This is a genomic window from Arthrobacter sp. sptzw42, from assembly GCF_059089685.1.
Window position 1 is genome coordinate 282,624 of the sequence record NZ_JBNHEX010000001.1, and the last position, 25,988, is coordinate 308,611.

Annotated in this window: 19 protein-coding genes; 8 read left to right on the top strand and 11 right to left on the bottom strand. The window is 66.6% G+C overall.

The features are described from left to right. The first annotated feature begins 67 nt into the window (after positions 1-67). The 5 genes from pth to sufU all read left to right on the top strand — a co-directional run bounded on the left by pth (position 68) and on the right by sufU (position 8,422). Complete coding sequence (gene pth, locus AC5RT4_RS01305; RefSeq protein WP_494104641.1) at positions 68-658, top strand: aminoacyl-tRNA hydrolase; 591 nt, start codon at positions 68-70, stop codon at positions 656-658. Positions 659-779: 121 nt separating this feature from the next. Next, a complete protein-coding gene (locus tag AC5RT4_RS01310; RefSeq protein WP_494104642.1) occupies positions 780-3,518 on the top strand; it encodes a LuxR C-terminal-related transcriptional regulator in 2,739 nt (912 codons plus the stop codon). A gap of 52 nt (positions 3,519-3,570) precedes the next feature. Continuing rightward, on the top strand, positions 3,571-6,174 hold the full coding sequence (locus AC5RT4_RS01315) for a LuxR C-terminal-related transcriptional regulator (RefSeq protein WP_494104734.1): 2,604 nt from the start codon (positions 3,571-3,573) through the stop codon (positions 6,172-6,174). Between the two features lie 440 nt (positions 6,175-6,614). After that, positions 6,615-7,940: a SufS family cysteine desulfurase gene (locus AC5RT4_RS01320; RefSeq protein WP_494104643.1), complete on the top strand. Its 1,326-nt coding sequence runs from the start codon at positions 6,615-6,617 to the stop codon at positions 7,938-7,940. 32 nt (positions 7,941-7,972) lie between these two features. After that, the gene (gene sufU, locus AC5RT4_RS01325; protein WP_494104644.1) at positions 7,973-8,422 is read left to right on the top strand and encodes a Fe-S cluster assembly sulfur transfer protein SufU; all 450 of its coding nucleotides are present in this window, start codon (positions 7,973-7,975) and stop codon (positions 8,420-8,422) included. A gap of 76 nt (positions 8,423-8,498) precedes the next feature. Here the strand turns inward: sufU and AC5RT4_RS01330 are convergent, their stop codons facing one another. Genes AC5RT4_RS01330 through AC5RT4_RS01340 form a run of 3 tightly spaced genes read right to left on the bottom strand, consistent with a single transcriptional unit; the run spans position 8,499 to position 10,770 of the window. Beyond that, on the bottom strand, positions 8,499-8,717 hold the full coding sequence (locus AC5RT4_RS01330; protein ID WP_494041001.1) for an SCO4848 family membrane protein: 219 nt from the start codon (positions 8,715-8,717) through the stop codon (positions 8,499-8,501). Positions 8,718-8,720: 3 nt separating this feature from the next. After that, positions 8,721-9,218 carry a DUF2505 domain-containing protein gene (locus AC5RT4_RS01335; RefSeq protein WP_494041000.1) on the bottom strand — a complete coding sequence of 166 codons (498 nt, stop codon included), beginning with the start codon at positions 9,216-9,218 and terminating at the stop codon, positions 8,721-8,723. A gap of 43 nt (positions 9,219-9,261) precedes the next feature. Further along, the gene (locus AC5RT4_RS01340; protein ID WP_494104645.1) at positions 9,262-10,770 is read right to left on the bottom strand and encodes an SDR family oxidoreductase; all 1,509 of its coding nucleotides are present in this window, start codon (positions 10,768-10,770) and stop codon (positions 9,262-9,264) included. Between the two features lie 206 nt (positions 10,771-10,976). Between AC5RT4_RS01340 and mfd the strand changes: the two genes are divergently transcribed. Next, positions 10,977-14,672 carry a transcription-repair coupling factor gene (gene mfd / locus AC5RT4_RS01345; protein WP_494104646.1) on the top strand — a complete coding sequence of 1,232 codons (3,696 nt, stop codon included), beginning with the start codon at positions 10,977-10,979 and terminating at the stop codon, positions 14,670-14,672. Between the two features lie 6 nt (positions 14,673-14,678). Next, complete coding sequence (locus AC5RT4_RS01350) at positions 14,679-15,491, top strand: metal-dependent hydrolase (RefSeq protein ID WP_494104647.1); 813 nt, start codon at positions 14,679-14,681, stop codon at positions 15,489-15,491. Positions 15,492-15,548: 57 nt separating this feature from the next. Here the strand turns inward: AC5RT4_RS01350 and AC5RT4_RS01355 are convergent, their stop codons facing one another. From AC5RT4_RS01355 to nirB, 6 genes are all read right to left on the bottom strand, one after another. Then, the gene (locus AC5RT4_RS01355; protein WP_494040996.1) at positions 15,549-15,815 is read right to left on the bottom strand and encodes a hypothetical protein; all 267 of its coding nucleotides are present in this window, start codon (positions 15,813-15,815) and stop codon (positions 15,549-15,551) included. Positions 15,816-15,865: 50 nt separating this feature from the next. Continuing rightward, positions 15,866-16,582: a deoxyribose-phosphate aldolase gene (deoC, locus tag AC5RT4_RS01360; protein ID WP_494040995.1), complete on the bottom strand. Its 717-nt coding sequence runs from the start codon at positions 16,580-16,582 to the stop codon at positions 15,866-15,868. A gap of 118 nt (positions 16,583-16,700) precedes the next feature. Beyond that, entirely contained in the window at positions 16,701-17,558 is an 858-nt protein-coding gene (locus AC5RT4_RS01365) for an FAD-dependent oxidoreductase (protein ID WP_494040994.1), read from the bottom strand. Positions 17,559-17,760: 202 nt separating this feature from the next. Then, on the bottom strand, positions 17,761-18,909 hold the full coding sequence (locus AC5RT4_RS01370) for a uroporphyrinogen-III synthase (protein WP_494104648.1): 1,149 nt from the start codon (positions 18,907-18,909) through the stop codon (positions 17,761-17,763). A 14-nt stretch (positions 18,910-18,923) separates the two neighbouring features. Next, positions 18,924-19,958 carry a uroporphyrinogen-III C-methyltransferase gene (gene cobA, locus AC5RT4_RS01375; protein WP_494104649.1) on the bottom strand — a complete coding sequence of 345 codons (1,035 nt, stop codon included), beginning with the start codon at positions 19,956-19,958 and terminating at the stop codon, positions 18,924-18,926. A 2-nt stretch (positions 19,959-19,960) separates the two neighbouring features. Continuing rightward, positions 19,961-22,603 carry a nitrite reductase large subunit NirB gene (nirB, locus tag AC5RT4_RS01380; protein WP_494104650.1) on the bottom strand — a complete coding sequence of 881 codons (2,643 nt, stop codon included), beginning with the start codon at positions 22,601-22,603 and terminating at the stop codon, positions 19,961-19,963. Positions 22,604-22,873: 270 nt separating this feature from the next. Here nirB and nirD point away from each other — a divergent pair, with 270 nt between their 5' ends. Continuing rightward, positions 22,874-23,260 (top strand): nitrite reductase small subunit NirD, encoded by a 387-nt coding sequence (gene nirD / locus AC5RT4_RS01385; RefSeq protein ID WP_494040990.1) that lies wholly within the window; start codon positions 22,874-22,876, stop codon positions 23,258-23,260. Positions 23,261-23,284: 24 nt separating this feature from the next. Here nirD and AC5RT4_RS01390 read toward each other — a convergent pair whose 3' ends face one another. Then, complete coding sequence (locus tag AC5RT4_RS01390; RefSeq protein ID WP_494104651.1) at positions 23,285-25,036, bottom strand: phospho-sugar mutase; 1,752 nt, start codon at positions 25,034-25,036, stop codon at positions 23,285-23,287. Between the two features lie 93 nt (positions 25,037-25,129). After that, positions 25,130-25,948, bottom strand: coding sequence for a purine-nucleoside phosphorylase (locus AC5RT4_RS01395; RefSeq protein ID WP_494104652.1), 819 nt, complete (start codon positions 25,946-25,948; stop codon positions 25,130-25,132). Positions 25,949-25,988: the final 40 nt, after the last annotated feature.

The window sequence follows — 25,988 nt, forward strand, 5'->3', positions numbered from 1 at the left end:
GCCACTGCCGCATCCGCCGCGAAACCCCCGCCCAGAGCGCCCTTCGCCCCCACCTTAGGATTGATTTATGACTGACACCTGGTTGATTGTTGGCCTTGGAAACCCGGGAGCCCAGTACCAGGGCAACAGGCATAACGTCGGACAGATGGTCCTTGACGAACTCGCCGGACGCGTGGGAGCAGGATTCAAAACCCACAAGGCACGCGCCCAGGTGGTGGAGGGCCGTCTCGGCATCGGCGGTCCCCGCGTTGTGCTGGCCAAGCCCATGAGCTACATGAATGTCTCGGGCGGCCCCGTATCTGCACTTGCAGGCTTTTACGGCATCGCCCCGGACCGCGTGGTGGCGGTACACGACGAAATCGACATCCCCTTTAACACGGTGAAACTCAAGACCGGCGGGGGAGAAGGCGGCCACAACGGGCTGCGGGATATTTCCAAAGCGCTTGGCACCAAGGACTACCTCCGCGTCCGGGTGGGGGTTGGAAGGCCGCCGGGCCGGATGGACACGGCGGATTACGTGCTGAAGGATTTCGGGACGGCGGAGCTGAAGGAACTGCCTTTCCTGCTGGACGAGGCAGCCGATGCGGTGGAACTGCTGCTGCGGGAAGGGCTTACCGCTGCCCAGCAAAAGTTCCATCCAGCGAAGTCAGAGCGCTAGCAACAAAAAAACTTTAAGTCCCGGTACCTGTTTCCTTGTCTGTGCCACGAGGTAGTCTTTTTCGTATGCGGGGGAGCAATGGGGCTACATCCCGCTATCGCGGGACGTAGGGGATAAGTTCATGTCAATCGAGCCACTTAGCTGGGGACGTGGGTCAACTTCTCACGACGTTGGGCTGCACAGTAGTGAAAGCTCCGGCGTGCCCGGAGCGCAACCGTGGTCGGCGCCGGCCCGGAGCGCGAACCTCGAAGCCGTCCGCGCAGCGCTGGTCAGCGAGGACTCACTGGGCGCTGTCATCACCGGCGGCAGGGGCGTGGGGAAGTCTTCCCTCGCCCGCGCCGCAGTCTCCGACCTCGGAGCGGACGTCTGGTCCCTGCAGCTGCGAAGCGGGCCTGCCGGCGCCAACACGCCCTATGGCTGCCTTTCCTTCCTGCTGGCCCGCCTGCCGCAGGCCTACATGGGATCTCCCACTGCAATCCTCCGCGGAATTACGTCACTGATCCGCAGTGACGCGGCCGGCAGAAGCTGCGTCATCACCCTGGACACGTCCGGAAGCATTGACGACATGAGCGCGGGCGTGCTCTTGAATGTACTCCTGACCGGTACCGCCAAGATCATCGCAGTCGCGCCAAAGATCAGCGATCTTCCCGCCGACTTCCACTGGCTGCTCACGGACAGGCGCCTGACCGAGGTCCGGCTCAGCAACCTCAACGAGCTGCAGACCCGCCAGGTTCTGTTATCCCTGCTCGGCCACCGGGTCTCGGCGTCGCTGGTCAGCACCTATCACCACATGGTGGGCGGAAACCCGTTGCTGCTGAAAGCGCTCGTCACCGAACAGCGGCTCTCGGGCAACCTCGTCCTCTCAGACTCTGTCTGGACCCTCCGCGACAAAGTGGTGCTCGACGGCGCTGCAAGCCTTGATGACATCGTCCGGTCCCGCTGGTCCCGGGAAACGCCGGAGACACGGGAAGTCATCGAAATGCTGTCCTGCGCCAGGCGGGTGGAACTCTCCAGGCTCACGGCCGTGTACCGCTCAGAAGTAGTGGCGGATATGGAGGACGCCGGCCTGCTGGAGATCGACGACTCGGACCACCGCTGGGTTTCCCTGCGTGAGAAGTACATTGGCGACGTCGTACGGTCGTGGCTAAGCATTGCCCGGCGCCGGGAACTGCGGAGCACCCTCCTCGGCGGTAGGGAACCGGACCCTGCGGACATGACGGTCGAGGAGCTCATGGCCTTCGCCGCATGGACGCACGAGTGTGAGGCAGAGCTGAGCCCCGCGCTGGCCCTGGCAGCGGCCGAAGCGGCCGTCCAGCTTTTCGATCCACGTTTTGCCCTGGCCTATGCGGAGATGCTGAAGCGGTCGGACCAGGAGTGGGTACCCGCCCAGCGTCAGAAGGCGGCCGCCTATCTTCAGTTGGACCTGCCAGTCCAGGCCCTTGCTGCCTTGGACGACATCTCGCAGCCGGAGCTGGACAGTGTGGGTGTCGAAGAATACGCCCGCGTCGTAGCGGCAAAAGCCAAGGTGATGGTGGCGCATCCGGAACAAGCAGGCAAGGTTCCGGCCCTGCTGGGTGAAGCCCGGAAACGCCTGGATGCCGCGGCAAGTACCGCCGCCTGGCCCCACCCTGCAGTGGCTGCGGCGAACCGCGTAGCCCTCAGCGGGTTCGAATACCGCGCCTTCGTCGGCGACTACGCGGCCATGGTTCCGGAGCTGGAAGAAGCAGCAGACCCGGCCCGGAACCCGGATGTTGCCTACCGGATGCAGTCCGCCGTCGTCCTGATGACGGCATTGGCCCTGACGGGGCGCGAGATGGACGCCCTGAGCCTGATGCGGCAGCTCGGAGGGCAGATTACGGACGCCTCACACGTAGTGGGGCTGCGTGAGCAGTACACCAGGGAGGCTTATCTGGTGCTGCTGACGGCCGGGCAATGGCGGCGGTGCATCGACCTTCTGGGTCCGGCCGGCGGCGGAGAATACGACCGCCTCCCGTATCGGAGTGCTTCCACTGAACTTGCTGCCGGCCTCGCCTACGTCTACTCGGGCAGGGGCGGAGCTGCCCTGGACCCGCTGATTTCCGCAGTGGCGCAACTGGAGCTCCAACCGCTCCAGACTGCCCTCCGCTGTGCCTATGCGGCTACAGCACTTGCCTACGCGCAAACTGGCAACACGGCCCAGGCACGCAAGTTCCTCACCAAACTCCAACGGACAACGGGCACGTCGAGCTTCGCCACGGAAAGCATCATCGAGTTCTGTGCTCTGCTGGCGGGACGCTGGCTGGGCGACGCCGAGGCCGTTGCCGGGCTGAAGCAGTCTGCCCGGCGGAACCTGGGAGCAGGTCTATACACATTGGCCGGGATCAGCCTGCTGGCAGCAACCGTCAACGGCAGCGACGCCGATTTCCGCCTCCTGGAGGAGATCACGGCTCACCGGCAAGGCCCCCTTGCGCAGATCGCCCGGCTGGTCGCGGTGGGAAGCCGCAGCAAGGATGCCAAGACCCTGCTCGGCGCGGGGGAAATCGCCGCCACCCTCGAACTGGACACCATGGAGGCCCGCTGCATGGCCCTCGCAGTCGATTTTGCGAGGCAGGACGGAGATTCCATCTCCGCCCGGACCGCGCAGGCACGGCTGGACATCCTGGCTGCAACTGTGGCAAACCTTCCCATCGTGCCCACCAGCGGCAGTCCGCTGCTGACGGCGCGGGAGCGCCAGATCGCACGGTTGGCCGGCCGCGGCGCGTCCAACCGGGACATCGCCCTGGAAATGGGTGTCTCCGTCCGAACGGTGGAAGGCCACTTGTACCAGGTCTTCACAAAGCTCGGCGTAACTTCCAGGGGTGATCTGACTGGACTCGTCTAACGGCCACAAACCGGCAGCCGCCCACCGCCCCGTTACCGGCCGGCGCGAGCCCCTGGACCGGATCTGCAACATCGTCCGGAACGGGACCAGCCAGGCGGTATTCGTGATGGCAGGGCCAGGGATCGGCAAAACGTCCCTGACAGAGGCCATCACCGAGCGGCTCGCGGGGGACCTGAACATCGTGCAGATCCACGGCAGCTCCGCACTGGCCGTTGTTCCGTTCGGCGTCCTGACCCCCTACACCGGAGAGTTGACCGCTGAAGAGTCGGTGTCGCCCGTGGCGGTCCTGCGTTCGATGTGGACGTATTTTGAAAAGCTGAAGGCCGGCCAGGGTGCGCCTGTCCTTTTGGTCGTGGATGACGCACACCACCTGGACGACGCCTCTGCCGGAGTAGTCGCCGACCTGATCTCCGCAGGTTGGGCAACAGTGGTGGCTGCTGCCAGGCCCCGGCCCGGGCTGCCGCAGCCGCTGGAGCAGCTGTGGTACGACGGCCTTGCCGAGCGGGTGGACCTTCGGCCCCTCAACAGGGAACAGATTGAGGAGGTCCTTGCCCACGTCCTCGACGGGACAGTGCCACCGGCCACGGTGAATTCCATGTGGACCGCCTCGGGTGGAAATCCGCGCATCCTCGACGCCCTGCTGCACGATGCAGCCGAAACCGGGGTGCTGGCCAAGCGGAACGGCATCTGGATGTTGCTGGGGCCGGTGCCGGTGGACGGCGCCCAGCTGACAGCAGTGGTGACCAAGGACCACATCAGGCGCGGTCCGGAGGAGCAGGAAGCCCTGAAACTCATCGCACTTGCCGGGCCTGTAAGCCGCAAGGTGATCGAGGACATCAGCGGCGCCGCGGTAGTGCGGTCCCTCCTTGACCAGCAAATGATCATCGAGAGTTCGGGAGTCCCGGCCGAGCTCTCCCTGTGGAACGCCCTTTTCGCCGGCGCCATCCGAAGCACCCTGTCCGTGTCCCGGAGCCTGCAGTTGCTCGAAAAGATCCGGGCCCACCAAAACGGCACCGTGTTGCATGGGGAGGGGATGCTGCGGTCCGTGGAGTGGGCTTTTGAATGCGGGCTCCGTGTACCGGATCCCGCAATGCTCGACGCCGCCCGCGAGGCCCTGAGGCGGTTCCGCAACGCCAGCGCGCGCACCATAGCCGCCAAAATCCAGGACACTGATCTCGTGCCCCTGGCCCAGGCCATCCAGGCACGAGCACTCTACAACCAGGGGGACTATACCCAGGCTGCCCACCTGCTTGATGCCTGCTGGCGCCAGCTTTCCGGCGACTCCGACGCTCCTGGTGTGCTCCTGCTCCGGGCAGCAGCACACCAGGCCAGCGGCCAATCTGTGAGCGCCCTGGCCGATGACCTGCGTAAACACGTCCAGGAGCATGCCGAAAGGAACGGCCGTCCCCATGAGCGGCTCCTGCAGGCCATGCGCTTCCTGCAGCTCGGTGCCGCTGTGGATGCCGGAGCGCTGGCCACTGAGGTCCGGGAAATCCGGAGCAACGCCTCCGCGGAAACCGGAGGCGAAGCGGTCAGGGTGCTCGGAGAGGCGCTGTTAGCCCATGCCCTTGCTGCCACCGGCCGCGCCGGTGAAGGACTGGACTTCGCGCTCCTCGCCGCCTCGGACCTGCCGCCGCTGGAGGACAGTCTGTTCTTCTTTCCCGAGTTTGTGCTGGGACGGCTTGTGACCGCCTACCTGGCCATGGGGGAGTGGGAATCGGCCGAGCGGGAACTGGACAACTACGCCGCCGGACACACACCCGGATCCGAAACCTTCAACGGAAGCCTGCAAATGCTCCGCGGCTACTCACTCCTGCGGCAAGGCCGCATGGAACGGGCCTACCAGGTGCTGCTGCCTGCCGTTGAGGCACTGCGGCTGAACGATCCCCTGCAACTGTTCCGCTTCGGTTCCTCCCTGGGCTTCTACGCTGCCGCCAGGCTGGGGGATGCAGCACAGGCGAAACGGCTCGAACAGGACTTCACTGACGCAGTGGCCGGTGGTCCGGCCCACGAGCTGCTGGCCGCAGCATATGGTGCCGCCGCCGCCGAATACCTCACCCGTGACGGCAAAGGGCTGGCCGCCCTGCATACCCTGGCCACCACACATGATGCCACCGCCAGGGCGGGAAGCCTGCTCGAAATCCTGGCAATCTGCTGGGACCTGGGGGACCCTTCAGTCATCCCCATGGTGCAGTCGGTGGCAAAGACCGTCGAAGGCCGCTGGGCCGAGGCGATGCTGACACTGGCCAAGGTCTGGGAAGCAGCTGACGGGGACGCCCTGATGGAGACGGCAGCGGCACTCGAGGAATCAGGCTTTGCGAACCTCGCGCGTGAGGCCTATGCCCGGGCCAGCACCGTTCTGGAGCACGCAGGAGAACGCAGGCGCTCCAGGCAGGCGGTGGCGCTGCGCGAAAAGTGCGACCACGAGCTGGGGGAGCGGTTCCGGGAGGGCCGTTTCATTGCTGCGGCTCCCGCCGTCCACCTCACCCGCCGGGAGCAGGACATCGTGGGGCTGGCGGTGCAGGGTCTGACGGACCGCGAAATCGCCCAGCGGCTGATGGTATCTGTCCGGACCGTGGAGGGGCACCTCTACCGCACCTACGTAAAGCTGGGCGTGCGCAGCCGCGACGAGCTGGAGTCGGCCCTTCCCAAATAGGCGCTGCCGGAACACGCCCCGCCACCAGCGGGGCGGTCCTGCGCGCCCGCCGCCCGGCTGCCCAAGGCGGCCGTATGGGTACTGCAGGCGATCACGGTAGTCCCTGACCACGGAATTCGAGTACACCGTACTCGTGCATCGCGGTGGCCCCAAAGTGTCTACTTAAGAAGGCAAAAGGAATACGGCCGGAAGCGGCCGCCAAGAGTTGCCAGCAGCGAACAAGGTCCTCGTCCCAATCTGCCGGCCCACCCGGGCCGGGTTGAACGGGGCCGGCAACGTCAGAGTCTTCTGAGACCGAGGCTCTCCCCCCAGCCGTTGCCGGCCCTCTGTTTCCGCGGGCTGAAGCCCGGAACGACTGTGGCGGCTGTCCCCGGGGCGGCCGCCACAGCCGTGCTGTGGGACAATTGAGTGTCATCCGTTGGCATCTCAAGGAGTTAGTTTTGGCCGTAGTATCAACGCCAGCCACGCTGGAACGCGCCTTGCCGGTCATGGATAACGCAGAGGTGCAGCGCATCCGGAACGACTTTCCGGTCCTGGACCAGCTGGTCAACGGACGCCCCCTGATTTATCTCGATTCCGGGGCTACGTCGCAGAATCCGCTCAGTGTCATCGAGGCGGAGCAGGAATTCTATGAACAGCGCAATGCCGCCGTGCACCGCGGCGCACACCACCTCGCCGTTGAAGCCACCGAGGCGTTCGAGGACGCCCGGCAGACCGTGGCCGACTTTGTCAGCGCTGACTACTCCGAGATCATCTGGACCTCTAACGCCACCGAGGGCCTCAACCTGCTCAGCTACGCCCTGTCCAACGCCGGCCTGTGGGCCGCCCAGGGGCGGGGCGACGCCCGGCTGAAGGACCTGGCATTGAACCCGGGCGATGAGATCGTGGTAACCGAGATGGAGCACCACGCGAACCTCATACCGTGGCAGGAACTTGCGTTCCGCACCGGGGCAACCCTCCGCTACATCCCTGTTGACGACGCCGGCAGCCTTCGCATGGACGTGGCGGGGGACATCATCAGCGGGCGGACCAGGGTGTTGGCTTTCAGCCATGCCTCCAACGTCCTGGGCACCATCAACCCGGTCCGGGAACTCACCGCCCTGGCCAGGAACGTCGGCGCACTGGTGGTTCTGGATGCCTGCCAGTCCGCACCGCACATGCCCTTGGACGTCAAGGAGCTGGACGTTGACTTCGCAGTCTTTTCCGGCCACAAAATGCTTGCCCCCACGGGCATCGGGGTGCTGTACGGGAAGCAGGACATCCTGGACATCCTGCCGCCGTTCCTGACGGGCGGGTCCATGATCACCACCGTGACCATGGAACGCGCCGACTACCTCCCCGCCCCCCAGCGTTTCGAAGCCGGAACCCAGCGGATCTCCCAGGCCGTGGCCCTCGCGGCCGCAGCCAACTACCTGACGGAAACAGGGCTGGACCGGATCCACCGGTGGGAAGCTGAACTCGGCCAGCGGATGATTACCGGGCTGGAGTCCATCCCGGGGATTCGGGTCCTTGGTCCCGCCGCCGGCCAGGACCGGATAGGGCTGGCCGCGTTCGACGTCGAAGGAGTCCATGCCCATGATGTGGGCCAGTTCCTTGATTCGCGGGGAATTGCCGTCCGGGTTGGGCACCACTGCGCCCAGCCGCTGCACCGCAGGCTGGGACTGACGGCCACCACCAGGGCAAGCGCCTACCTGTACAACACCACTGACGACGTTGATCAGTTCCTGGATGCCGTTGCAGGCGTGCGGGCCTACTTCCACGCCTAGACATTAACGCAGACGCCCATCGAAGGTATGACATGAGCCTTGACCACCTGTACCAGCAGATTATCCTCGACCACTCCAAGGCCAGGCACGGCAGCGGACTGGTCGTAACCGAGGCGCCGGACGGCGCCACGACAGGGCAGTCGCACCAGCTCAACCCGGTGTGCGGCGACGAAGTAACCGTGCGCCTGGCCGTCACCGACGGCAAAGTGGCGCAGATCGCCTGGGACGGCGCGGGCTGCTCCATCTCCATGGCGTCGGCCTCCGTCCTCTCGGACTTGGCCGAGGGTATGACGGTGGCCGAGCTGCATGAGGTGATTGACAGCTTCCGCGAAGTCCTCCGGTCCCGGGGCAAGATACCCGCAGATCCGGAACTGCTGGGCGATGCGGCAGCGTTCGAAGGAGTGGCCCGCTACGCAGCCCGGGTGAAGTGCGCCATGATTTCCTGGGTTGCTGCAGAGGATGCGCTCAACCAGGCAGCCTGACAGCAAAGAAGTCCGGGCCCCCTTCCAATCGGAAGGAGGCCCGGACTTTCTTCAATTCATCCTCAGTGGGACCTGGCTAAAACAGCGCCATGATGCCGATGATGGCGGTAGCCGCCCCGAGCACCATGGAGACGCTCACCAGCACCACGTGGACCGTGAGGAACTTCGTGGCCTTGCCGGCGGCGTCCCGGGCGCGGGGATCCTTGAGAACCCGGCGCAGGAACTGCGGCCATACCACCAGGGACCATACTCCGGCGATAATCAGGACCAGCGCGGGGAAGACGGGCAGCTCCACGAACTAGTGGCTTTCCAGCCAGGCCTGCGCCTGCTTGGCCTGCAGGTTCAGCGCCTTGGCAACCATGGGCTCGGCGGCGTCGGCAATTTTCCCGCCGAGGAACGGAACCGAGGACTTGACGGCACCTTCGAGCTCAACGCGCGTGCCGCCGTCGGCCGCAACCAGCCGCTGCACTGCGGTGACGTCCACCGGGGCGCCGGCCACCTTCAGCGAGATGTTGCTTTGGCGGGAGCCGTCCGCTGCGGGGGCATCCCAGCTCTCCACCTGCGTCACCTTGAGGTGTTCGCCCACGAACTTGCGGGCGAACTCGGGAAGCCTGGTGGTGGGGAGGGTGCGGACGGACGTGGCGCTGAAGGCGCCGGCGATGTCGCCGTCAACGGTGAAGGACTCAAGGCTGCCGCCCACCAGCTGGCTGACGTGGCGCTGGAAATCCTCGTTCACCAGGACAGCTGCGACGCTGGGGACGGAGTGCGGAAGGGTGGTGGTTGCGCTCAGGGCCATGGGTCCTCCTGGGACGTGGGGAACGGATTAAGCTCCAAACATCCTACGGGGTACGCGCAGTCCGCTCCGCATCCGACAGTTTCCGCGCCGCCGCGGTGATGTTCCTTGCCATCGCTGGAAAGATCAGGCCGTGGAACGGAAGGACAGCGAGCCAGTACAGCCGCCCGCTCAGGCCTTTGGGAAAGAAGATGGCACGCTGCCGGTACCGGCTGCCGCTTCCGTCCGGCTCGACGGACAGTTCAAGCCACGCCCGGCCCGGGGCGCGCATTTCTGCCCGGAGCCGCAGCAGTTTTCCGTGGTCGATCCGTTCCACCCGCCACCAGTCCACGACTTCACCGGCGGCGAGCGTGTGGGGATGCCGCCGCCCGCGCAGCAGGCCGGCGCCGCCTGTGAGTTTGTCCAGCCAGCCGCGCGCCTGCCAGGCGAGCGGCAGTGAGTACCAGCCGTTGCGGCCGCCGATTCCCTCGATGACCGTCCACACATGGGCGGGATCCACCTCGCCGTGGAAGGTCCTTTCATCGATGTAGACCTTGTGACCCGCCCAGTCGGGGTCGCTTGGCAGGGGGTCGGCAGCCACACCGGCGTTGGCCCACGTGGTCTGCACCTGCCCGTCGCGCTCCTTCCCGAGGGCCAGGGCGACCGCGGTACGGTAGGCGGTGAGGCCGCCGTCGGGCTGCGGGATGACCTGGTCGATGTCGTGCTCGTTGGCCACGGCGTCGTGCTGGAGGGACTGGACCAGGGGCACGGCCATGGACAGTGGGATGGGCGTGGTCAGGGCAACCCACATGCCGGCCAGTTTGGGCGCGGGGACGGGCAGCGCCAGCACCATCCGGTAGGGCAGCCCGGCTTCCGCGGCGTACTCCTTCATCATCCCGGCATACGTGAGCACCTGGCGGCAGCCGATGTCGAAGGTGCGGTTGATTGGGCCGTCCAGGGAAGCCGCGGACACCAGGTAGTAGAGGACATCCCGCACGGCGATGGCTTCGATGCGGTTCCGGACCCAGCTGGGCGCGGGCATCAGCGGCAACGTCTCGGAAAGGTGCCTGATCATCTCGAACGAAGCGGACCCGGAACCGATCACCACGCCCGCCTGGAACACGATCGCATCCACCGGGCTGTCCAGGAAGACTTTGCCCACGGCCTCGCGGGAGCGCATGTGGGTGGACAGCTCCACGCCCTGGGGGTGGAGCCCGCCCAGGTAAATGATGCGGTCCACGCCGGCGCCCGCGGCAGCTTCGGCCACAGCCAGCGCCATGGCCTGTTCCTTGGCTTCAAATCCCGCCCCGGCGGCCATGGAGTGCACCAGGTAGTACAGGACGTCGACGCCGGTCAGCGCAGCCCGCAGCCCGCCGCCGTCGTCCAGGCTGCCCTCCACGACGTCCACCTTGTCCCGCCACGGGACACCGGCGATCTTTGCAGGGGAGCGCACCAGGACCTTGACGATGAAGCCCTCTTCCAGGAGCTTAGGCACCAGCCGGCCGCCGATGTAGCCTGTGGCCCCGGTGACCAGGACGGTCTTTGCCGGGCGATGGGTGCTGCTGGTTCCGGTCATGCTGTCTCCTCTTCGTCCTTAAGGTGTTCGGAGCCGCGGTGCGCCTGGACGGGTGGATAGCGGCCTGCTGCGCGTTGCCAGCCTAGCCGGACCAGCCCCGCCCGCCATGTCGGTGCGGAGGGGTAGGCTGGGTTTACCCGGGATTCGAAACGAATTTCGGGTTTTCGCGTTGCGCTTTTTCGCTGAATACCACAGGAGCTTCTGCCATGAGCCATCCCGGCCCGTCCATCGCCGGCCATACCAGCGCGGGCCCGTCGCTGGACGGACTGCGCCGCGCCCTCGCCCCGGACCAGACCTTCGCCCGTGTCCGGGCAGAGGCTGCCCGCGGCTTCGACGTCCGGGGCCAGGACTACCAGATCAGTGCGCCTGCCGGACTGCGGCCGGTGCTTCTTGCCGAGATGGCTGACGGCATAGCGGCCACTGCCCCGGCAGGCGGAGCGCCCCGCGACGCCAGCCCGGGGGTGGTGCTCGCAGTCACCGCCACCGGCCGGGAAGCAGAGGATCTGACGGCCGCGCTGCGCGCCTACCTCCCCGCGGACGCCGTGGCTGAATTCCCCAGCTGGGAAACCCTTCCGCACGAGCGGCTCTCCCCGCGGTCGGACACAGTGGGACGCCGCCTTTCCGTGCTGCGCCGCCTGGCGCACCCGGAAAGTTCGACGGCGGGGCCGCTCCGTGTAGTCGTGGCGCCCGTCCGTGCCGTGGTACAGCCCGTGGTGGCCGGCCTGGGCGAGCTGGTTCCGGTCACCTTGAAAGTGGGCCAGGAGATGCCGTTCACCGAAGTGGTGCGGAGTTTGGCGGACGCCGCGTACGCCCGTGTGGACATGGTGACGCACCGCGGGGAGTTCGCTGTCCGCGGCGGCATCCTCGATGTTTTTCCACCCACCGAGGACCACCCCATCCGGGTTGAGTTTTTCGGCGACGAGGTGGACCAGATGCGCTGGTTTGCCGTCGCCGACCAGCGCTCGCTGTCCTCACCCGGGCTGCACCACCCCACGGAACTGCACGCCCCGCCGTGCCGGGAAATCCTGATCACCCCGTCCGTGATGTCGCGGGCGGCCACCCTGAAGTCCCAGCTGCCGGCTGCCGCGGACATGCTGGAAAAGATCGCCGGCGGCATCACCGTGGAGGGGATGGAATCCCTGGCGCCGGTACTGGTGGACGCCATGGTCCCGTTTGTGGAACAGCTCCCGGCCGGTTCCATCTCGGTAATCATCGAGCCTGAAAAGGTCCGCACCCGCGCCCACGACCTCGCCGCCACCAACGAGGAGTTCCTGGAAGCAGCCTGGTCCACGGCCTCCGACGGCGGGACCGCACCGCTGGACCTCAGCTCACAGGCAAGCGCTGCACTCCATTCCGCCAGCTTCCGTTCGCTGACCGAAACGCGGAGCTCCTCGCTGGAGCATGGCGTTTCATGGTGGTCCATCACCTCCCTGGCCCAGGACGAGGAGCTGCTGCCGGACATCGACGTACTGAACCTGCACGCACGCGAACCGCGGGGTTACCAGGGCGATGTCGCGGAAATGATGGAGTTCATCGGCTCCCACGTGCGCGACCAGTGGCGGATCGTTGTGGCCACAGAGGGTCCCGGACCCGCCCAGCGGCTGGCTGAGCTGTTCCACGACGCCGACATCCCGTGCGCCCGCGTGGACAGCCTGGACCACGAGCCCCAGGCGGGCATCATCGAGGTGACCACTGCCGCCGTCGGACGCGGTTTTGTCCTGGACGGTCTCAAGCTCGGCCTGCTCACCGAGGCCGATCTCCTGGGCCGGACGTCCGCGGGATCCACCAAGGACATGCGCCGCATGCCGTCCAAGCGCCGCAACGCCGTGGACCCGCTGCAGCTGGTGGCGGGGGACCACGTGGTGCATGAACAGCACGGCATCGGGCGGTTCGTGGAGCTGATCCAGCGCAAGGTGGCAGGCGGCGGGGACGGCGTGCGTGAGTACCTGGTCCTGGAATATGCACCGTCCAAGCGCGGTGCCCCGGGTGACCGGCTGTTTGTGCCCACCGACCAGCTGGACCAGGTGACGCGTTATGTTGGGGGCGACACCCCCGTTCTGAGCAAGATGGGCGGCGCCGATTGGGCCAGCACCAAGTCAAAGGCCCGCAAAGCCGTCAAGGAGATCGCCGGTGAGCTGATCCGGCTGTACTCGGCCCGCATGGCCTCGCGCGGACACGCCTTCGGGCCGGACACCCCCTGGCAGCGTGAACTCGAGGAAGCCTTCCCGTACGTGGAGACCCCGGACCAGCTGACCACCATCAACGAGGTCAAGGCGGACATGGAGCGCGAGATACCCATGGACCGGCTGGTCTCCGGCGATGTGGGTTACGGCAAGACGGAGATCGCCGTGCGCGCGGCCTTCAAGGCGGTGCAGGACGGCAAACAGGTGGCCGTGCTGGTACCCACCACCCTGCTGGCCCAGCAGCACTACGAAACCTTCACCGAACGCTTCTCCGGCTTCCCCCTCCGCGTCAAGCCCCTGTCCCGCTTCCAGGCAGCCAAGGAAGCGAAGGAGACGGCGGAGGGCGTCAAGAACGGTGCCGTTGACGTGGTCATCGGAACCCACCGGCTGTTGTCCAAGGACTTCGAGTTCAAGGACCTGGGCCTGGTGATCGTGGACGAGGAACAGCGGTTCGGGGTGGAGCATAAGGAAGCCCTCAAGAAGATGCGCACCAACGTGGACGTGCTTGCGATGAGCGCCACGCCCATTCCGCGCACCCTTGAGATGTCCCTGACGGGTATCCGCGAGACGTCCACACTGGCCACGCCCCCGGAGGAGCGGCACCCGGTGCTGACCTACGTGGGTCCCTATACGGACAAGCAGACGTCCGCCGCCATCCGGCGTGAACTGATGCGCGAAGGGCAGGTGTTCCTGGTCCACAACCGCGTGTCCACCATCGAACGGACCGCGGCGAAGATCCGCGAACTGGTTCCGGAGGCCCGGGTGGAGGTGGCGCACGGCAAGATGTCCGAAAGCCGACTGGAGCAGATCATCGTGGACTTCTGGGAGCGCCGCTTTGATGTGCTGGTGTGCACCACCATCATCGAAACCGGCCTGGACATTTCCAATGCCAACACCCTGATTGTGGACGGGGCGGACAAGTATGGCCTGTCCCAGCTTCACCAGCTCCGCGGCCGTGTGGGCCGCGGCCGGGAACGCGCCTACGCCTACTTCCTCTATCCTTCTGAAAAGCCGTTGGGTGAAGTGGCGCTGGAGCGGCTGAAGGCGGTGGCCACGCACAACGAACTCGGCGCCGGCATGCAGCTGGCCATGAAGGACCTGGAGATCCGCGGTGCCGGCAACCTGCTCGGCGGCGAACAGTCAGGCCATATCCAGGGCGTGGGCTTCGACCTCTACATCCGGCTGGTGGGCGAGGCGGTAGCAGACTTCCGGGGCGAGGCCGAGGAAAAGGCCGCGGAGATGAAGATTGAACTGCCGGTCAACGCGCACCTGCCGCACGACTACGTGCCGGGGGAGCGGCTGCGCCTGGAGGCCTACCGCAAGCTGGCCTCCGCGCTCACCAACGAAGCCATCGACGAAGTCCTGGCCGAGCTTGTGGACAGGTACGGCGAACCTCCGCTCCCGGCGCAGAACCTGGTGGCCGTCGCGCGGTTCCGGGTGGGTGCCCGGGAAGCGGGCCTGTCCGATGTGGCGCTGCAGGGCAACTTCATCAAATTCTCTCCAGCCACGCTGCCGGAGTCCAAGGTCATGCGCCTGAACCGGATGTACCCCGGATCCCAGTCCAAGCCTGCCCTGGATGCCGTGCTGATCCCCAAGCCGAAGACCGCAAAGATCGGCGGCCGGGACCTGCAGGACGCGGAAATCCTGGAATGGGCCAACGGCGTCATCCGGAACATCTTCTCGGACCAGCCACTCGCTGCTCCGGCAGTCAGCGGTTAGCAGTTGATGGGAGGACACCACGCCGCGTCGGGAGCCGCGGCGTGGGTAGCTATTGCCTCAACGGGGCCGTACACGCTGGGCTGGTATCCGCTGGACGCCACCGGCATCCTGATCGGCGGAATGGCGACGGCGGGCACCGCCCTGGTGTGCGACTGGGACCACCGGCACAGCACGGTAGCGAACTGCCTGCCGCCGCTGTCCAATGTGATCGCCGTGGGAATCGAGAACGCCAGCGGCGGGCACCGGCAGGGCACGCACTCAGTACTCGGCGCGGCTTTCTTTGTGCTGCTGGCCACCCTGGCAGGCCAGGTCCAGGTGCAGACGGACTGGGGGCTGCTGTCCGTGGGCGCGGGGCTGCTGTGCATGTTCATGATCAACATCGCGGCCAAAGCACTCAAGCTGTTCCCCAAGTCCGGCTTCATCAGCAACTGGATTTTCGCGCTCACCATGGCCGGGCTGGTCACCTGGTACGCGCCGGAGCAGTGGACCTGGCTTCCGGTTTCGATGCTGACCGGGGTGGTGGTGCACATCGTGGGCGACCTGATCACCACGGGAGGCGTGCCACTGCTGTGGCCTGTCGTCATCCGGCCGCCCAAACTTATGCGCAAGGTGCCGCTGCTGCGCCAGGTCTGGCGGCCCAACGGCGCCCTGTCCCTGCCGCTGCTGGGCCGTGCCGGGTCGAAGCGTGAGTGGCTGCTGCTGATCCCTGTGAGCGCCTATGCGATGGTGGGGCTGTGCGTGGCCGGCTGGTCCATCGCGCAGGGCCAATGGGCCAGGGTTGCGGCGGCAGCCGGAGCCTGGATCAAACTCTGGCTTTAAACGCGCAGAAACCCCCGGGACGCGTCCCGGGGGTTTCTGCGCGGTACTTGCCTAAGGTCAGTGCTCGCCGGCGGAGTCCGAGCGGCCGAGGATGGTCTGCGGGATCCAGTACGCCAGGGCGAACAGACCCACGCATGCGGCCATGGGCCAGGCGTTGTCCAGGGTGAGGAAGGACAGCGAGTAGATGGCGCCGAAGAACAGTGCCATGCACACCACGAACAGGACGATGCTCGTGCCGAGCTTGTTCTCGTTCTGGGGGGTCTGCAGAGCGCCGCCCTGGCGGGACTCTGAGCCCTGGTTGGAAGCCGTGATACTGCTGGACATTCGTTCCTCCTTGGCCCGCGGGCCTCAATCTGTGGCGGCCCGGCCCGCCGTCAGTAGGACGATGAACCCTGTTCGCCCTTGACGATGGCAATGCCGGAGCTGGCACCAATACGTGTTGCACCTGCAGCAATCATAGCCTGCGCGTCTTCGAGGGAACGCACCCCGCCCGAAGCCTTCACACCGAGGTCCGGGCCTACCGTCTTCCGCATGAGGGCGATATCCCCGGCGGTGGCGCCGCCTCCATTGAAGCCCGTTGAGGTCTTCACAAAATCGGCGCCGGCCTCCACGGCGGCTTCACAGGCCAGAACTTTCCCGCCGTCATCAAGCAGGGCAGTTTCGATGATGACCTTCAGGATGGCCCCGCCGGCATGGACGGCCTCCGCCACCGCGGAGATGTCCTCAACCAGCGCCCCCTTGTCTCCGGCCCGGCCAGCGGCGATGTTGATCACCATGTCCACCTCGTCCGCGCCGTCCAGCACTGCGCCACGGGCTTCGAAAGCCTTGACGTCGGTGGGGGTGGCACCCAGGGGGAAGCCCACCACGGAGCAGGTCAGGACACCCGAACCCTTGAGGGCCTTCTTCACGGTCTTCACCCAGATCGGGTTAACGCACACTGACTTGAAATGGTATTCCACGGCTTCGGCGCAGACCTTGAGAACGTCAGCTTCTCCCGCCTCCGGCTTCAGCAGGGTGTGGTCGATGAAGGATGCGATGTTGCCGGATCCGGCGACAGCAGTTTGAACGGAAGGGGTGGCTTCGTTGCTCATGATGGTCCTCTCCAAGGCCCGTGTGACCGGGCGCTGTGGCGCCCGTGGCTCGCTTCGGGAACCATCTTGCCACAGCCGCTGTTGCCGGCATCGGGCAGCCGGCGGGTGCAGGCGGCGGTCAGGCAGCCGCCGGCAAGGCAGCAGGAGCAGAAGCCGTCAGGAGCTGCGTCGCGCACGCGCCGGCTGCGGAAGCAGCGGCAACGAGCAGACCCAGCCGGACGCCGTCGTACGCAGCGGCGTCACCGATGGCCCAGATGCCCGGGACCGACGTCCGGAAGTCCCCGGTGATGACAATCCCGCCGCCGGCCTCCGTCCGAAGGCCGGCACTGGCGGCGAGGCCGTCCCGGGACACCCGTTCCTCGGCAAGGACCACCAGGTCGCCGTACATGCTGCTGCCGTCCTCGAAGATCACACCGGAAGCGGCGAAGCTTGACGCTGATCCAGCGGGCATGACGGCGGCAGGCCTGGCGGTGGTGCGGATGGGGCGTACGCCCCTTGCCCGGAGCACTGCTTCCGCCTGGCCCGCCGCGGCGCCGGTACCCACCAGGATCCCCAATGGACGCCTGCCCAGTTCCCTCGTGACTTCGCTGACGGCCTCTCCGACGCGGGCGGCGTCGTCAATGGTGGAGTAGCTCAGGCAGCGGCCGGCGCCTTCCACCGGGCTGGCCACCGGTGCGGATCCGGTGGCTATGACCAGCTGGTCATAGCTGAATTCCATGCCGTCTGCCGTCGCAACCGTCCGGTTCTCCGCATCGATGTGGCTTGCCGGCTGCCCGAAGCGGACGGAGACCTGGGGGAGCAGCGCCAGTTCCAGCAACTCCTCCGGGGCGTCGTCCCGGTTGCTCAGTACGGTGATGGTGCCGGCGAACCGGGCCCGGTGGAGCTGGCTGACCAGGGCCTGGGCGGCAGGGCCCGCGCCCGCGATGACAATGCGGGTGGCGGAAACGGTGGAGGTGGAGGGTGCCGGAGCGGACATGTGCTGGCCCTTTCGCTGGCGGCCGGGGGATCCGGCCGGAACTTCATGATGGAACCCAGCGTAGGCCCGCGCTTTTTCCGGAGTGTTTCTCCGCAGTTGCCGTTTATGGTGCCCGTGTTCGCCAGTATTTACCGGCCGGTAACAGAACCGGTGATGTGGCTCTCATTACTCCGCCAGTAGACACATTTCGGCACCCCTGCGGCTAGACGCGGATGCGGTAGCCCCGTTTCACCACTGTCTCCACCAGGCGGCCGTCGGGCAGCGAGGACCGCAGGCGGCTGACCGTCATGTCCAGTGCGTGCACCGATCCGCGCAGTTCCAGCAGTTCCGACAGCGATTCGCGCGACAGCACGGCGCCGCCGGCACCCAGCAGGGCGCGCAGGAGCAGCAGCGGAGCCGGGGCCAGTTCCACGGCCTGGCCGTCGATGCGCAGGCTGCGTCCCCGGAGTTCGATGTTCCCGGACCTGGTGTCCAGGCGCCGGATGTGGTTCAGGGCGAGGTGCTCACACACCAGCCTGATGAGCGCACCCATCCGGAACCGTTCCGGGACCAGGGGCGTCACGCCGGCGTCGAGCAGGGGCTGCGCCGTGACCGGGCCCACCACCGCGGTGGTGACGTTGGTCTTCAGGCTTTCGATCAGCTGTTTGTAAACGCCCATCTCGTGGGCGGTGCTCCACATGGCGTCGACGGCGGGCGCGCTGGTGAACGTCAGGACGTCCAGGTTTCCGCTGCACGCGGCCTCGATGAGGCGGGGAAGCCGGTCCGCCCCGTCAGGTTTCACCCAGCGGTACGGCGTCACGGTCAGGACTGTGGCGCCGGACATGCGCAGGCGCTCCAGCTGCCGCACATCGGTATATCCGTGCAGCTGCACGGCAACGGTCGTGCCCCGGACACCCTCGGCGAGCAGCATGTCCACCAGGGTGGCGGTGGTTTCGTCGCTGCTGATTCCGACGTCGGCAAGTCCGGCCGCGCGCACGGCGCCGCGGGCTTTGGGCCCCCGGACGAACATCCGGCAGGCGCCGAGGGTCTCCAGCAGTTCATCGCCGATGCCGAAGGAGTCCGCGGCCTCGCACCAGCGGCGCATCCCGTAGGCAGTGGTGGCGATGCAGAGGTCAGGTTTGGCCGCGATGATGGCACGGGTGTCCTCGATGAGGCGCATATCCTCCTGCACGGGGGCAATTTTCAGGGCGGGCGCATGCAGCACTTCCGCTCCACGGCGTTCCAGGGCCTCGATCAGGTCCTGGGAACGCCGGTGCGAGGTAACACCGATGCGGAAACCCTCCAGCGGGGCCTCGGCGGCGTCGGGCGCTTCTTCAACCCGCGGAACATCAGCCGGTGCAAGTGCAGTCATGGAGGTCAATCCTTTCACGAGCCCAGCAGCGAGGCCGCCAGCCTGTCGAGGTCGGCGGCGGCCTCAGCGTGCCCGCGGTTGGCTTCCGCCACGCGAACAACCTCGCCGATGACGAGTACCGCCGGGTTGCTGCAGCCCGCAGCTGCCCCGGTGATGGTGCCGAGGTCCGCAATGGTGGTTCGCTGCCCGGGCCGGTAGCCGCGCTCAACAACGGCCATGGGCATGTCAGGGCGCATCCCGGCCCGCCGCAGTCCGGCGGCCAGTTGGTGGAGGGTGCCGATGCCCATCAGGACAACAATGGTTCCGCCCAGGCCGGCAAGGTGGTGGTGCTCCTTGTCGGTCAGCGGGGCGTGGCCGGAGACCACGGTGAACATGTGGCTGACTTCCCGGTGGGTGACCGGGATCCCGGCTGCCGCCGGAACGGAGATGGCGCTGGTGACGCCGGAAATGACATGTACGGGAACGCCGGCTGCAACGCAGGAGGCCACTTCTTCACCGCCGCGGCCAAACACGTACGGATCACCGCCCTTGAGCCGGACCACATTGTTGCCGGCGAGGGCGCTTTCCACCATGAGCCTTTCAATGTCGCCCTGGCTGACCTTATGGTGGCCGGGTTTCTTGCCCACATCCACCAGTTCGGCCGAGGTCAGGTGCGGCAGGTCCTGACAGGGGGCCAGCCGGTCATAAAAAACGACGTCGGCATCACGGAGGGCCTTGACGGCACCGACCGTGAGCAGCTCTGTTGTTCCGGGGCCGCCGCCCACAAGGGTGACGTGGCCGGCCGGCCCGGCCGCAGGCTCGGTGGCCACGGGAATTCCAACGGCACGGCAGCGGTCCAGCAGGGACTCCCAGCCCGGCTGGCCGTCGTCGACGGCGGCAACAAGGAAGGGGTGCTCGGGCAGCGGGCCGTCGTGGCCGGCACCGCGGGGGGTGCTGAGGCGGGAGACGACCGCGCCGGCGGCTTCGTAGCGGCGGACCGCCTGGCGGGCGGCGTGGTCCGAGCCTGTGACCAGGACTTTACGGCCGGTGAGATCGATGCTGAGCTGCATGGTTATGCCTCGTTCCTGATGGGTTCCGGTGTGCCGGGACGGACCGCGATCGACGCTCCGAGGAGGACTTTGCCCTTTTCTTCCCGGGTGGCGGGGCGCATCTGGCCACGCTCGTCGGGGACGAAGGTGATGGAGTCGTCCTTCTGGTCGGGGGCGTTGACGAAGGAGCGGAACCGGCGCAGGCGCTCGGGATCCTTGAGGGTATCGGCCCACTCGTCGACGTAGGTGTCCACGTGTTTGGCCATGGCAGCCTCGAGGTCCTCGGCGATGCCCAGGGTGTCCTTGACCACCACGTCCTCAACGTGCTTGATGCCGCCGTCGAGCTCTTCCTGCCAGCGGGCTGTGCGCTGGAGGCGGTCCGCGGTGCGGATGTAGTACATGAAGTAGCGGTCGATGTACTTGATCAGCGTTTCGTCGTCGAGGTCCTTGGCCAGCAGCTGGGCGTGGGCCGGGGTGGCGCCGCCGTTGCCGCCAACGTACAGGTTCCAGCCGTCAGCGGTGGCGATCACGCCCACGTCCTTGCCGCGGGCCTCGGCGCATTCCCGGGCGCAGCCGGAGACACCCATCTTCAGCTTGTGCGGGCTCCGGAGGCCGCGGTACCGCAGCTCCAGCTGGATGGCCATGGCCACCGAGTCCTGGACACCAAAGCGGCACCAGGTGGACCCAACGCAGGACTTCACCGTGCGCAGGCTCTTGCCGTAGGCCTGGCCGGACTCGAAACCGGCGTCCACGAGTTCCTTCCAGATTTCCGGGAGCTGCTCAAGCCGTGCCCCGAACATGTCGATCCGCTGGCCGCCGGTGATCTTGGTGTAAAGGTTGTACTTTTCGGCCACTGCTGCGATGACGCCCAGTTTTTTCGGCGTGATCTCACCACCTGCGATGCGCGGCACCACCGAGTAGGTTCCGTCCTTTTGCATATTGGCCAGGGCGCGGTCGTTGGTGTCCTGCAGGGTGCCGCGGCCGGCGTCCAGGACGTAGGCGCTGTTCTGGCTGGCCAGGATGTTGGCGATGGTGGGCTTGCAGATGTCGCAGCCGGAGCCGGTGCCGTACTTGGCCATGATTTCCTCGAAAGAGGTCAGCCCGAGGACGCGGATGGCGTCGAACAGTTCCTGGCGGGACAGGTCAATGTGCTCGCAGAGGGCCTTGGAAACCTCGACGCCGGACTTGGTCAGTTCGGTCTCGAGCAGCTTCTTCAGCATGGGCACGCAGGAACCGCACTGGGTGCCGGCGCGGGTACAGCCCTTCAGTTCACCCAGTTCCTGGACGGGAGCGTTGCCTTCACAGGCGCCGCAGCCGTTGATGGCGTCGCGGATGCTGCCGGCGGTGACGTTGTTGCACGAGCAGAGGGTGGCGTCGTCCGGCAGTTCGGTTTCCGGAGCTTCGCCCCCGCCGGCCGCGGAGAGGAACGCGCCGGGCTCGGCGGGAAGTTCGCGGCCCAGGAGCGGCCGCAGGCTCATGTACGGGGACGCGTCGCCAACGAAGATGCCGCCCAGGAGGGTCTTGGCATCATCAGTGGTGACAATCTTCTGGTAGACGCCGCGGGCGGGATCGGCGTACACAATCTCGAGTGCGTGCTCGGTCTTCGCGAACGCATCGCCGAAGCTGGCCACATCGACGCCGGAGAGCTTCAGCTTGGTCGCGGTGTCGAAACCCGGGAAGGTGGCATTCCCGCCATGCAGGCGGTCGGCCACGATCTCTGCCATGGTGTTGGCGGGCGCAACCAGGCCCAGGCACATCCCGCCGTAGTTCGCCACTTCGCCGATGGCCCAGATGCCGTCCACCTCGGTGGCGCAGTATTCATTGATGACCACGCCGCCGCGTTGGCCCAGGGAGAACAGCTGCTCTTCCCCTTCTGCGGCGCGGAAGAGTTCGTCGCGCGGCCGGACGCCGATGGCGACGATCACGAGGTCGGCACCGATGGTGCGGCCGTCAGCCATGAGCACGCCGGTGACCTGGCCGTCGTCGTCGGACAGTACTTCCGAGGGGAAGACCCCGCCGTGGACTTCGAAGCCCTTGGATTTGATGAGCCGACCCATGGCCTGGCCGGCGCCTTCGTCCAGCTGTGTGGCCATCAGCCACTGTGATCCGTCGATAACGATCGGGTTGGCGCCCAGCTGCTCGGTGCCGGCGGCTGATTCGAGCCCGAGGAGGCCGCCGCCGATCGTGACGGCGTTAACCTTGCGGCCCAGCTTTGCGGTGAGACCGGCAATGGCCTTGTTGATGGCCCAGACGTCTTCGAGCGTGCGGTATACGTGTGTGTGTTCGGCGCCGGGAATCGGCAGGCGGGCGGCATTGGAACCCGTGGCAACCACCAGCTCGTCGTATTCGAAGACGCTGCCGGCCGCGGTTTCCACTGTCCTGGCTTCGGAATTGATCTTGACCACGCGCTCGCCGGTCTTCAGCGACAGTCCCTCGTGGTCCCACATGGACGCCTCACCCAGGGTGAGGTCGTAGTCCATTTGGGTGAGGGCCTTGGACAGGGCCACACGGTCGTAGGGCAGGTGGGTTTCCTCGGTGAGGACCGTGACATGCCAGCCGTCGAGCCCGCGGGCATGCATGGCGTCCACGAAACGGTGGGCCGCAGGGCCGCCGCCGGCGACGACGATGCGGCGCGGAGTCTCTGTGCTGGAAGTCTGTTCGGTCACTGTGGGCCTTTCGCATGGGCGGCAGACGGTTTTCTGCGGCCTTCCGGTGTCGAGCTGTCCGTCCAGACTAGGGAGCCGCAGTTTCGCTTCAGTTTCCCGATTGTTTCGCCAACTTAACTTCTGCATCACGAACGGGTTTCCGGCGGCGTGAGGTGTCTTTTACGCGCCGGACACATTCTCTGCACCCCTTTGAAACACCTTCGGCCTAGCGTGGAACGCGGCTGCAGAGGCGGCCAGACGCAGGAAGCTCAGCAGAGGAGAGAAGCCGATATGACGGCAACACTGGAACTTGGGGCACTCGCGGCCGGCATCGACGGACCCGTGACGGGCGCTGCCGCCGGCTGGCACCGCGTCTGCCCGGTGGATGACCTGGAACCTGCCTGGGGTGAAGCAGCCCTCGTCGCGGGACGCCAGATTGCCCTCTTCCGCGCCGGACCCGGCGAAGTTTTCGCAGTGGCCCATGAGGACCCGGCCACCGGAGCGCACGTTATGGCACGGGGGATCCTGGGATCAAGGGGCACCCGTCCCACCATCGCTTCACCGCTGCACAAAGAGGTCTACGACCTGGAGACGGGCGAGTGCTTCAGCACCCCGGGCCTGGGCCTGGCAACGTTCAGCACCCGCATCTGTGACGGTTTCGTCGAAGTCGAACTCTAAGCCTTTCAGCCGCATGGCCCGGCCCTAAAGCCCCAGCGCCTCGCTGACGTCCTGCAGTACCTCGTCCAGCGCCGCCCGGGCGGCCTGCCGGGCCTCCGGCAGTTCGGCTGCGGTGCCTACATGCTGGATGACTTCGAGGTAGCACTTGAGCTTGGGCTCGGTGCCGCTGGGCCGGATGATGACGCGGGTGAGGTCCCGTGTGAGGTAGACGAGCCCGTCGGTGGGAGGGAGATGTTCGCTGCCCTCGGCCAAATCGGTGAAGACCTCCACCGCGGATGATCCGAAGGATTCCGGCGGAGTGACCCGGAGGCGGTTCATCATGGCGTCCAGGAGGCCGAGGTCCGCCACGCGGATGCTGAGCTGGTCGCTCGCGTGCAGGCCGTGCTGGAGGTATAGCTCGTCCAGGGTGTCGAAAACCGTTTTACCGTCAGCCTTCGCGGCGGCAGCGAGTTCGGCAATCAGCACTGCTGCGGAAATCCCGTCCTTGTCCTTGACCACGTCAGGTGCCACACAGTAGCCCAGGGCTTCCTCGTAGCCGTACAGCAGGCCCGGCACGCGGGAAATCCACTTGAACCCGGTCAGCGTCTCCTCATGCGCGTAGCCTGCGGCCGTTGCGATCCGGGCCAGGAGCCGTGAGGACACGATCGAGTTCGCGAAGACACCTTGCCGGCCGGTTTCGGCGTCGTTCCCGTCAGCTGCCGCCAGCCGCGCTGCGATGTGGGCGCCCAGCAAGGCACCGACTTCGTCTCCACGCAGCATGCGCCAGGCGCCGGTATCCGGATCCTTGGCCGCAACTGCCGCCCTGTCGGCATCGGGATCATTGGCGATGACGATGTCAGCGTTCAGCCGTTCAGCCGTTTCAAGGGCCAGGTCCAGTGCCCCGGGCTCCTCAGGGTTCGGGAAGCTCACGGTGGGAAAGTCCGGGTCCGGTTCTGCCTGTTCGGCCACCAGGGTCACGTCGGTAAAGCCGGCGGCCTTCAGCACAGCCTGCGCCGTTTCGCCGCCGACGCCGTGCATCGGGGTGAGTACAATGCGCAGGTCCCGTGCCGGGAAGCGCCCGGGCAGGGCCAGCGCGGCCGTGGCCTGCTCGTACCCCGCAGCCAGGGAGCCGTCGAGTACCGTCCATCCGCCGGGGGCAAGAACCACGGACTCCAGTGGCCCCACGGCGTCGATGCAGGCCGCGATCTCGGCGTCATAGGGAGCGACGATCTGGGCGCCGTTGCCGCTTTCCGGGACGGCGTGGCGGCCCAGGTAGACCTTGTAGCCGTTGTCCTGGGGCGGGTTGTGGCTGGCGGTGACCATAACGCCGCCGTCGCATTCCAGTGCCCGCACGGCGTAAGCCAGCAGGGGAGTGGGCAGCGCGGCCGGCATCAGGAAGGTTTCTATCCCGGCTGCGGTGAAGATAGCGGCGGTTTCTTCCGCGAAGATGTCCGAGTTGTACCGGGCGTCATAACCGACGACGGCGCGCGGCCGGGTTCCCGGAGATGTCCTGCCCACGGCTTGGAGCAGGAAGTCCGACAGACCCGCGGCGGCCCGGCGGACCACCGCCCGGTTCATCCGGTTGGGTCCGGGACCCAGGGCCGCCCGCAAACCTGCCGTGCCGAACTGCAGTGTCCCGCGGAAGCTGTCCTCGAGTTCCTGCCGGGCGGCCGGTGCGCCCTCTTCGACAAGCCGGACGAGTTCCAGGAGTGAAGCTGAAGTCTTGGGGTCCGGGTCTTGGGCGGCCCATTCGCGGGCCTCGTTGAGCAGGCGGGAATCGGCATCGGAAGACGTCATGGCCCTAACGCTATCGTCATTGGGCCCCGAACCCCTGCTGCCCGCCGCGTAGACGGTGGCAATCCCCCGCCCGGTGGGGGCCTCCACGGGCCCCTAAAGCTTGGCGATGATTCCGGCGAGCAGTTTGGAAATCCGCGGGCCGGCGGCCTGTCCTGACTCAAGAACTTCCTCGTGGCTAAGCGGCTGGGGGCTAATGCCGGCGGCAAGATTGGTCACCAGTGAGATGCCGAATACTTCCATTCCGGCGTGGCGCCCGGCGATGGCTTCAAGGGCGGTGGACATCCCCACCAGGTCGGCGCCTATCCGTTTGGCGTACTGCACTTCCGCAGGCGTTTCGTAGTGCGGGCCGGGGAACTGGGCGTAGACGCCTTCGTCCAGGGATGCGTCGACTTCACGGGCGAGCCCCCGGATCCGCGCAGAGTAAAGATCTGTCAGGTCAACGAATGTGGCACCTTCCAATGGGGAGGCCGCGGTGAGGTTGATGTGATCGCTGATCAACACCGGCGTGCCGGGGGACCAGTTTTCGTTGAGCCCGCCGCAGCCGTTGGTGAGGACCAGGGTGCTGCAGCCTGCTGCCGCTGCAGTCCTGATGCCATGGACTACTGCGCGGACGCCCTTGCCTTCGTAGTAATGGGTCCGGGCGCCCAGGACCAGCGCACGCTTGCCCTCCTTGGTAAGCACCGAGCGGATGGTGCCCACGTGCCCAACCACTGCAGGGGCGTGGAAGCCGGGCACTTCCTCTGCTGAAAGGGTGGCGGTGGTTTCACCGATGAGGTCGGCTGCCTCACCCCAGCCCGAGCCAAGCACCAGGGCGATGTCGTGGCTGTCCACCCCGGTCTCCTCGGCGATGTACTCGGCGGCGGCGCTGGCGGCAGCGAAGGGATTGGTCTTCAGGAAGTCTGTTGTACTCACTGGTACAAGCTATCCTGCCGTTCCGCCTGCGCCCACCCCG

Bases quoted from the DNA above. Each gene is read 5' to 3' on its own strand.
- pth (WP_494104641.1), top strand. From the start codon at position 68: ATGACTGACACCTGGTTGATTGTTGGCCTTGGAAACCCGGGAGCCCAG.
- AC5RT4_RS01310 (WP_494104642.1), top strand. From the start codon at position 780: ATGTCAATCGAGCCACTTAGCTGGGGACGTGGGTCAACTTCTCACGAC.
- sufU (WP_494104644.1), top strand. From the start codon at position 7,973: ATGAGCCTTGACCACCTGTACCAGCAGATTATCCTCGACCACTCCAAG.
- AC5RT4_RS01335 (WP_494041000.1), bottom strand. From the start codon at position 9,218: ATGGCCCTGAGCGCAACCACCACCCTTCCGCACTCCGTCCCCAGCGTC.
- AC5RT4_RS01340 (WP_494104645.1), bottom strand. From the start codon at position 10,770: ATGACCGGAACCAGCAGCACCCATCGCCCGGCAAAGACCGTCCTGGTC.
- mfd (WP_494104646.1), top strand. From the start codon at position 10,977: ATGAGCCATCCCGGCCCGTCCATCGCCGGCCATACCAGCGCGGGCCCG.
- AC5RT4_RS01350 (WP_494104647.1), top strand. From the start codon at position 14,679: ATGGGAGGACACCACGCCGCGTCGGGAGCCGCGGCGTGGGTAGCTATT.
- AC5RT4_RS01355 (WP_494040996.1), bottom strand. From the start codon at position 15,815: ATGTCCAGCAGTATCACGGCTTCCAACCAGGGCTCAGAGTCCCGCCAG.
- deoC (WP_494040995.1), bottom strand. From the start codon at position 16,582: ATGAGCAACGAAGCCACCCCTTCCGTTCAAACTGCTGTCGCCGGATCC.
- AC5RT4_RS01365 (WP_494040994.1), bottom strand. From the start codon at position 17,558: ATGTCCGCTCCGGCACCCTCCACCTCCACCGTTTCCGCCACCCGCATT.
- AC5RT4_RS01370 (WP_494104648.1), bottom strand. From the start codon at position 18,909: ATGACTGCACTTGCACCGGCTGATGTTCCGCGGGTTGAAGAAGCGCCC.
- cobA (WP_494104649.1), bottom strand. From the start codon at position 19,958: ATGCAGCTCAGCATCGATCTCACCGGCCGTAAAGTCCTGGTCACAGGC.
- nirD (WP_494040990.1), top strand. From the start codon at position 22,874: ATGACGGCAACACTGGAACTTGGGGCACTCGCGGCCGGCATCGACGGA.
- AC5RT4_RS01390 (WP_494104651.1), bottom strand. From the start codon at position 25,036: ATGACGTCTTCCGATGCCGATTCCCGCCTGCTCAACGAGGCCCGCGAA.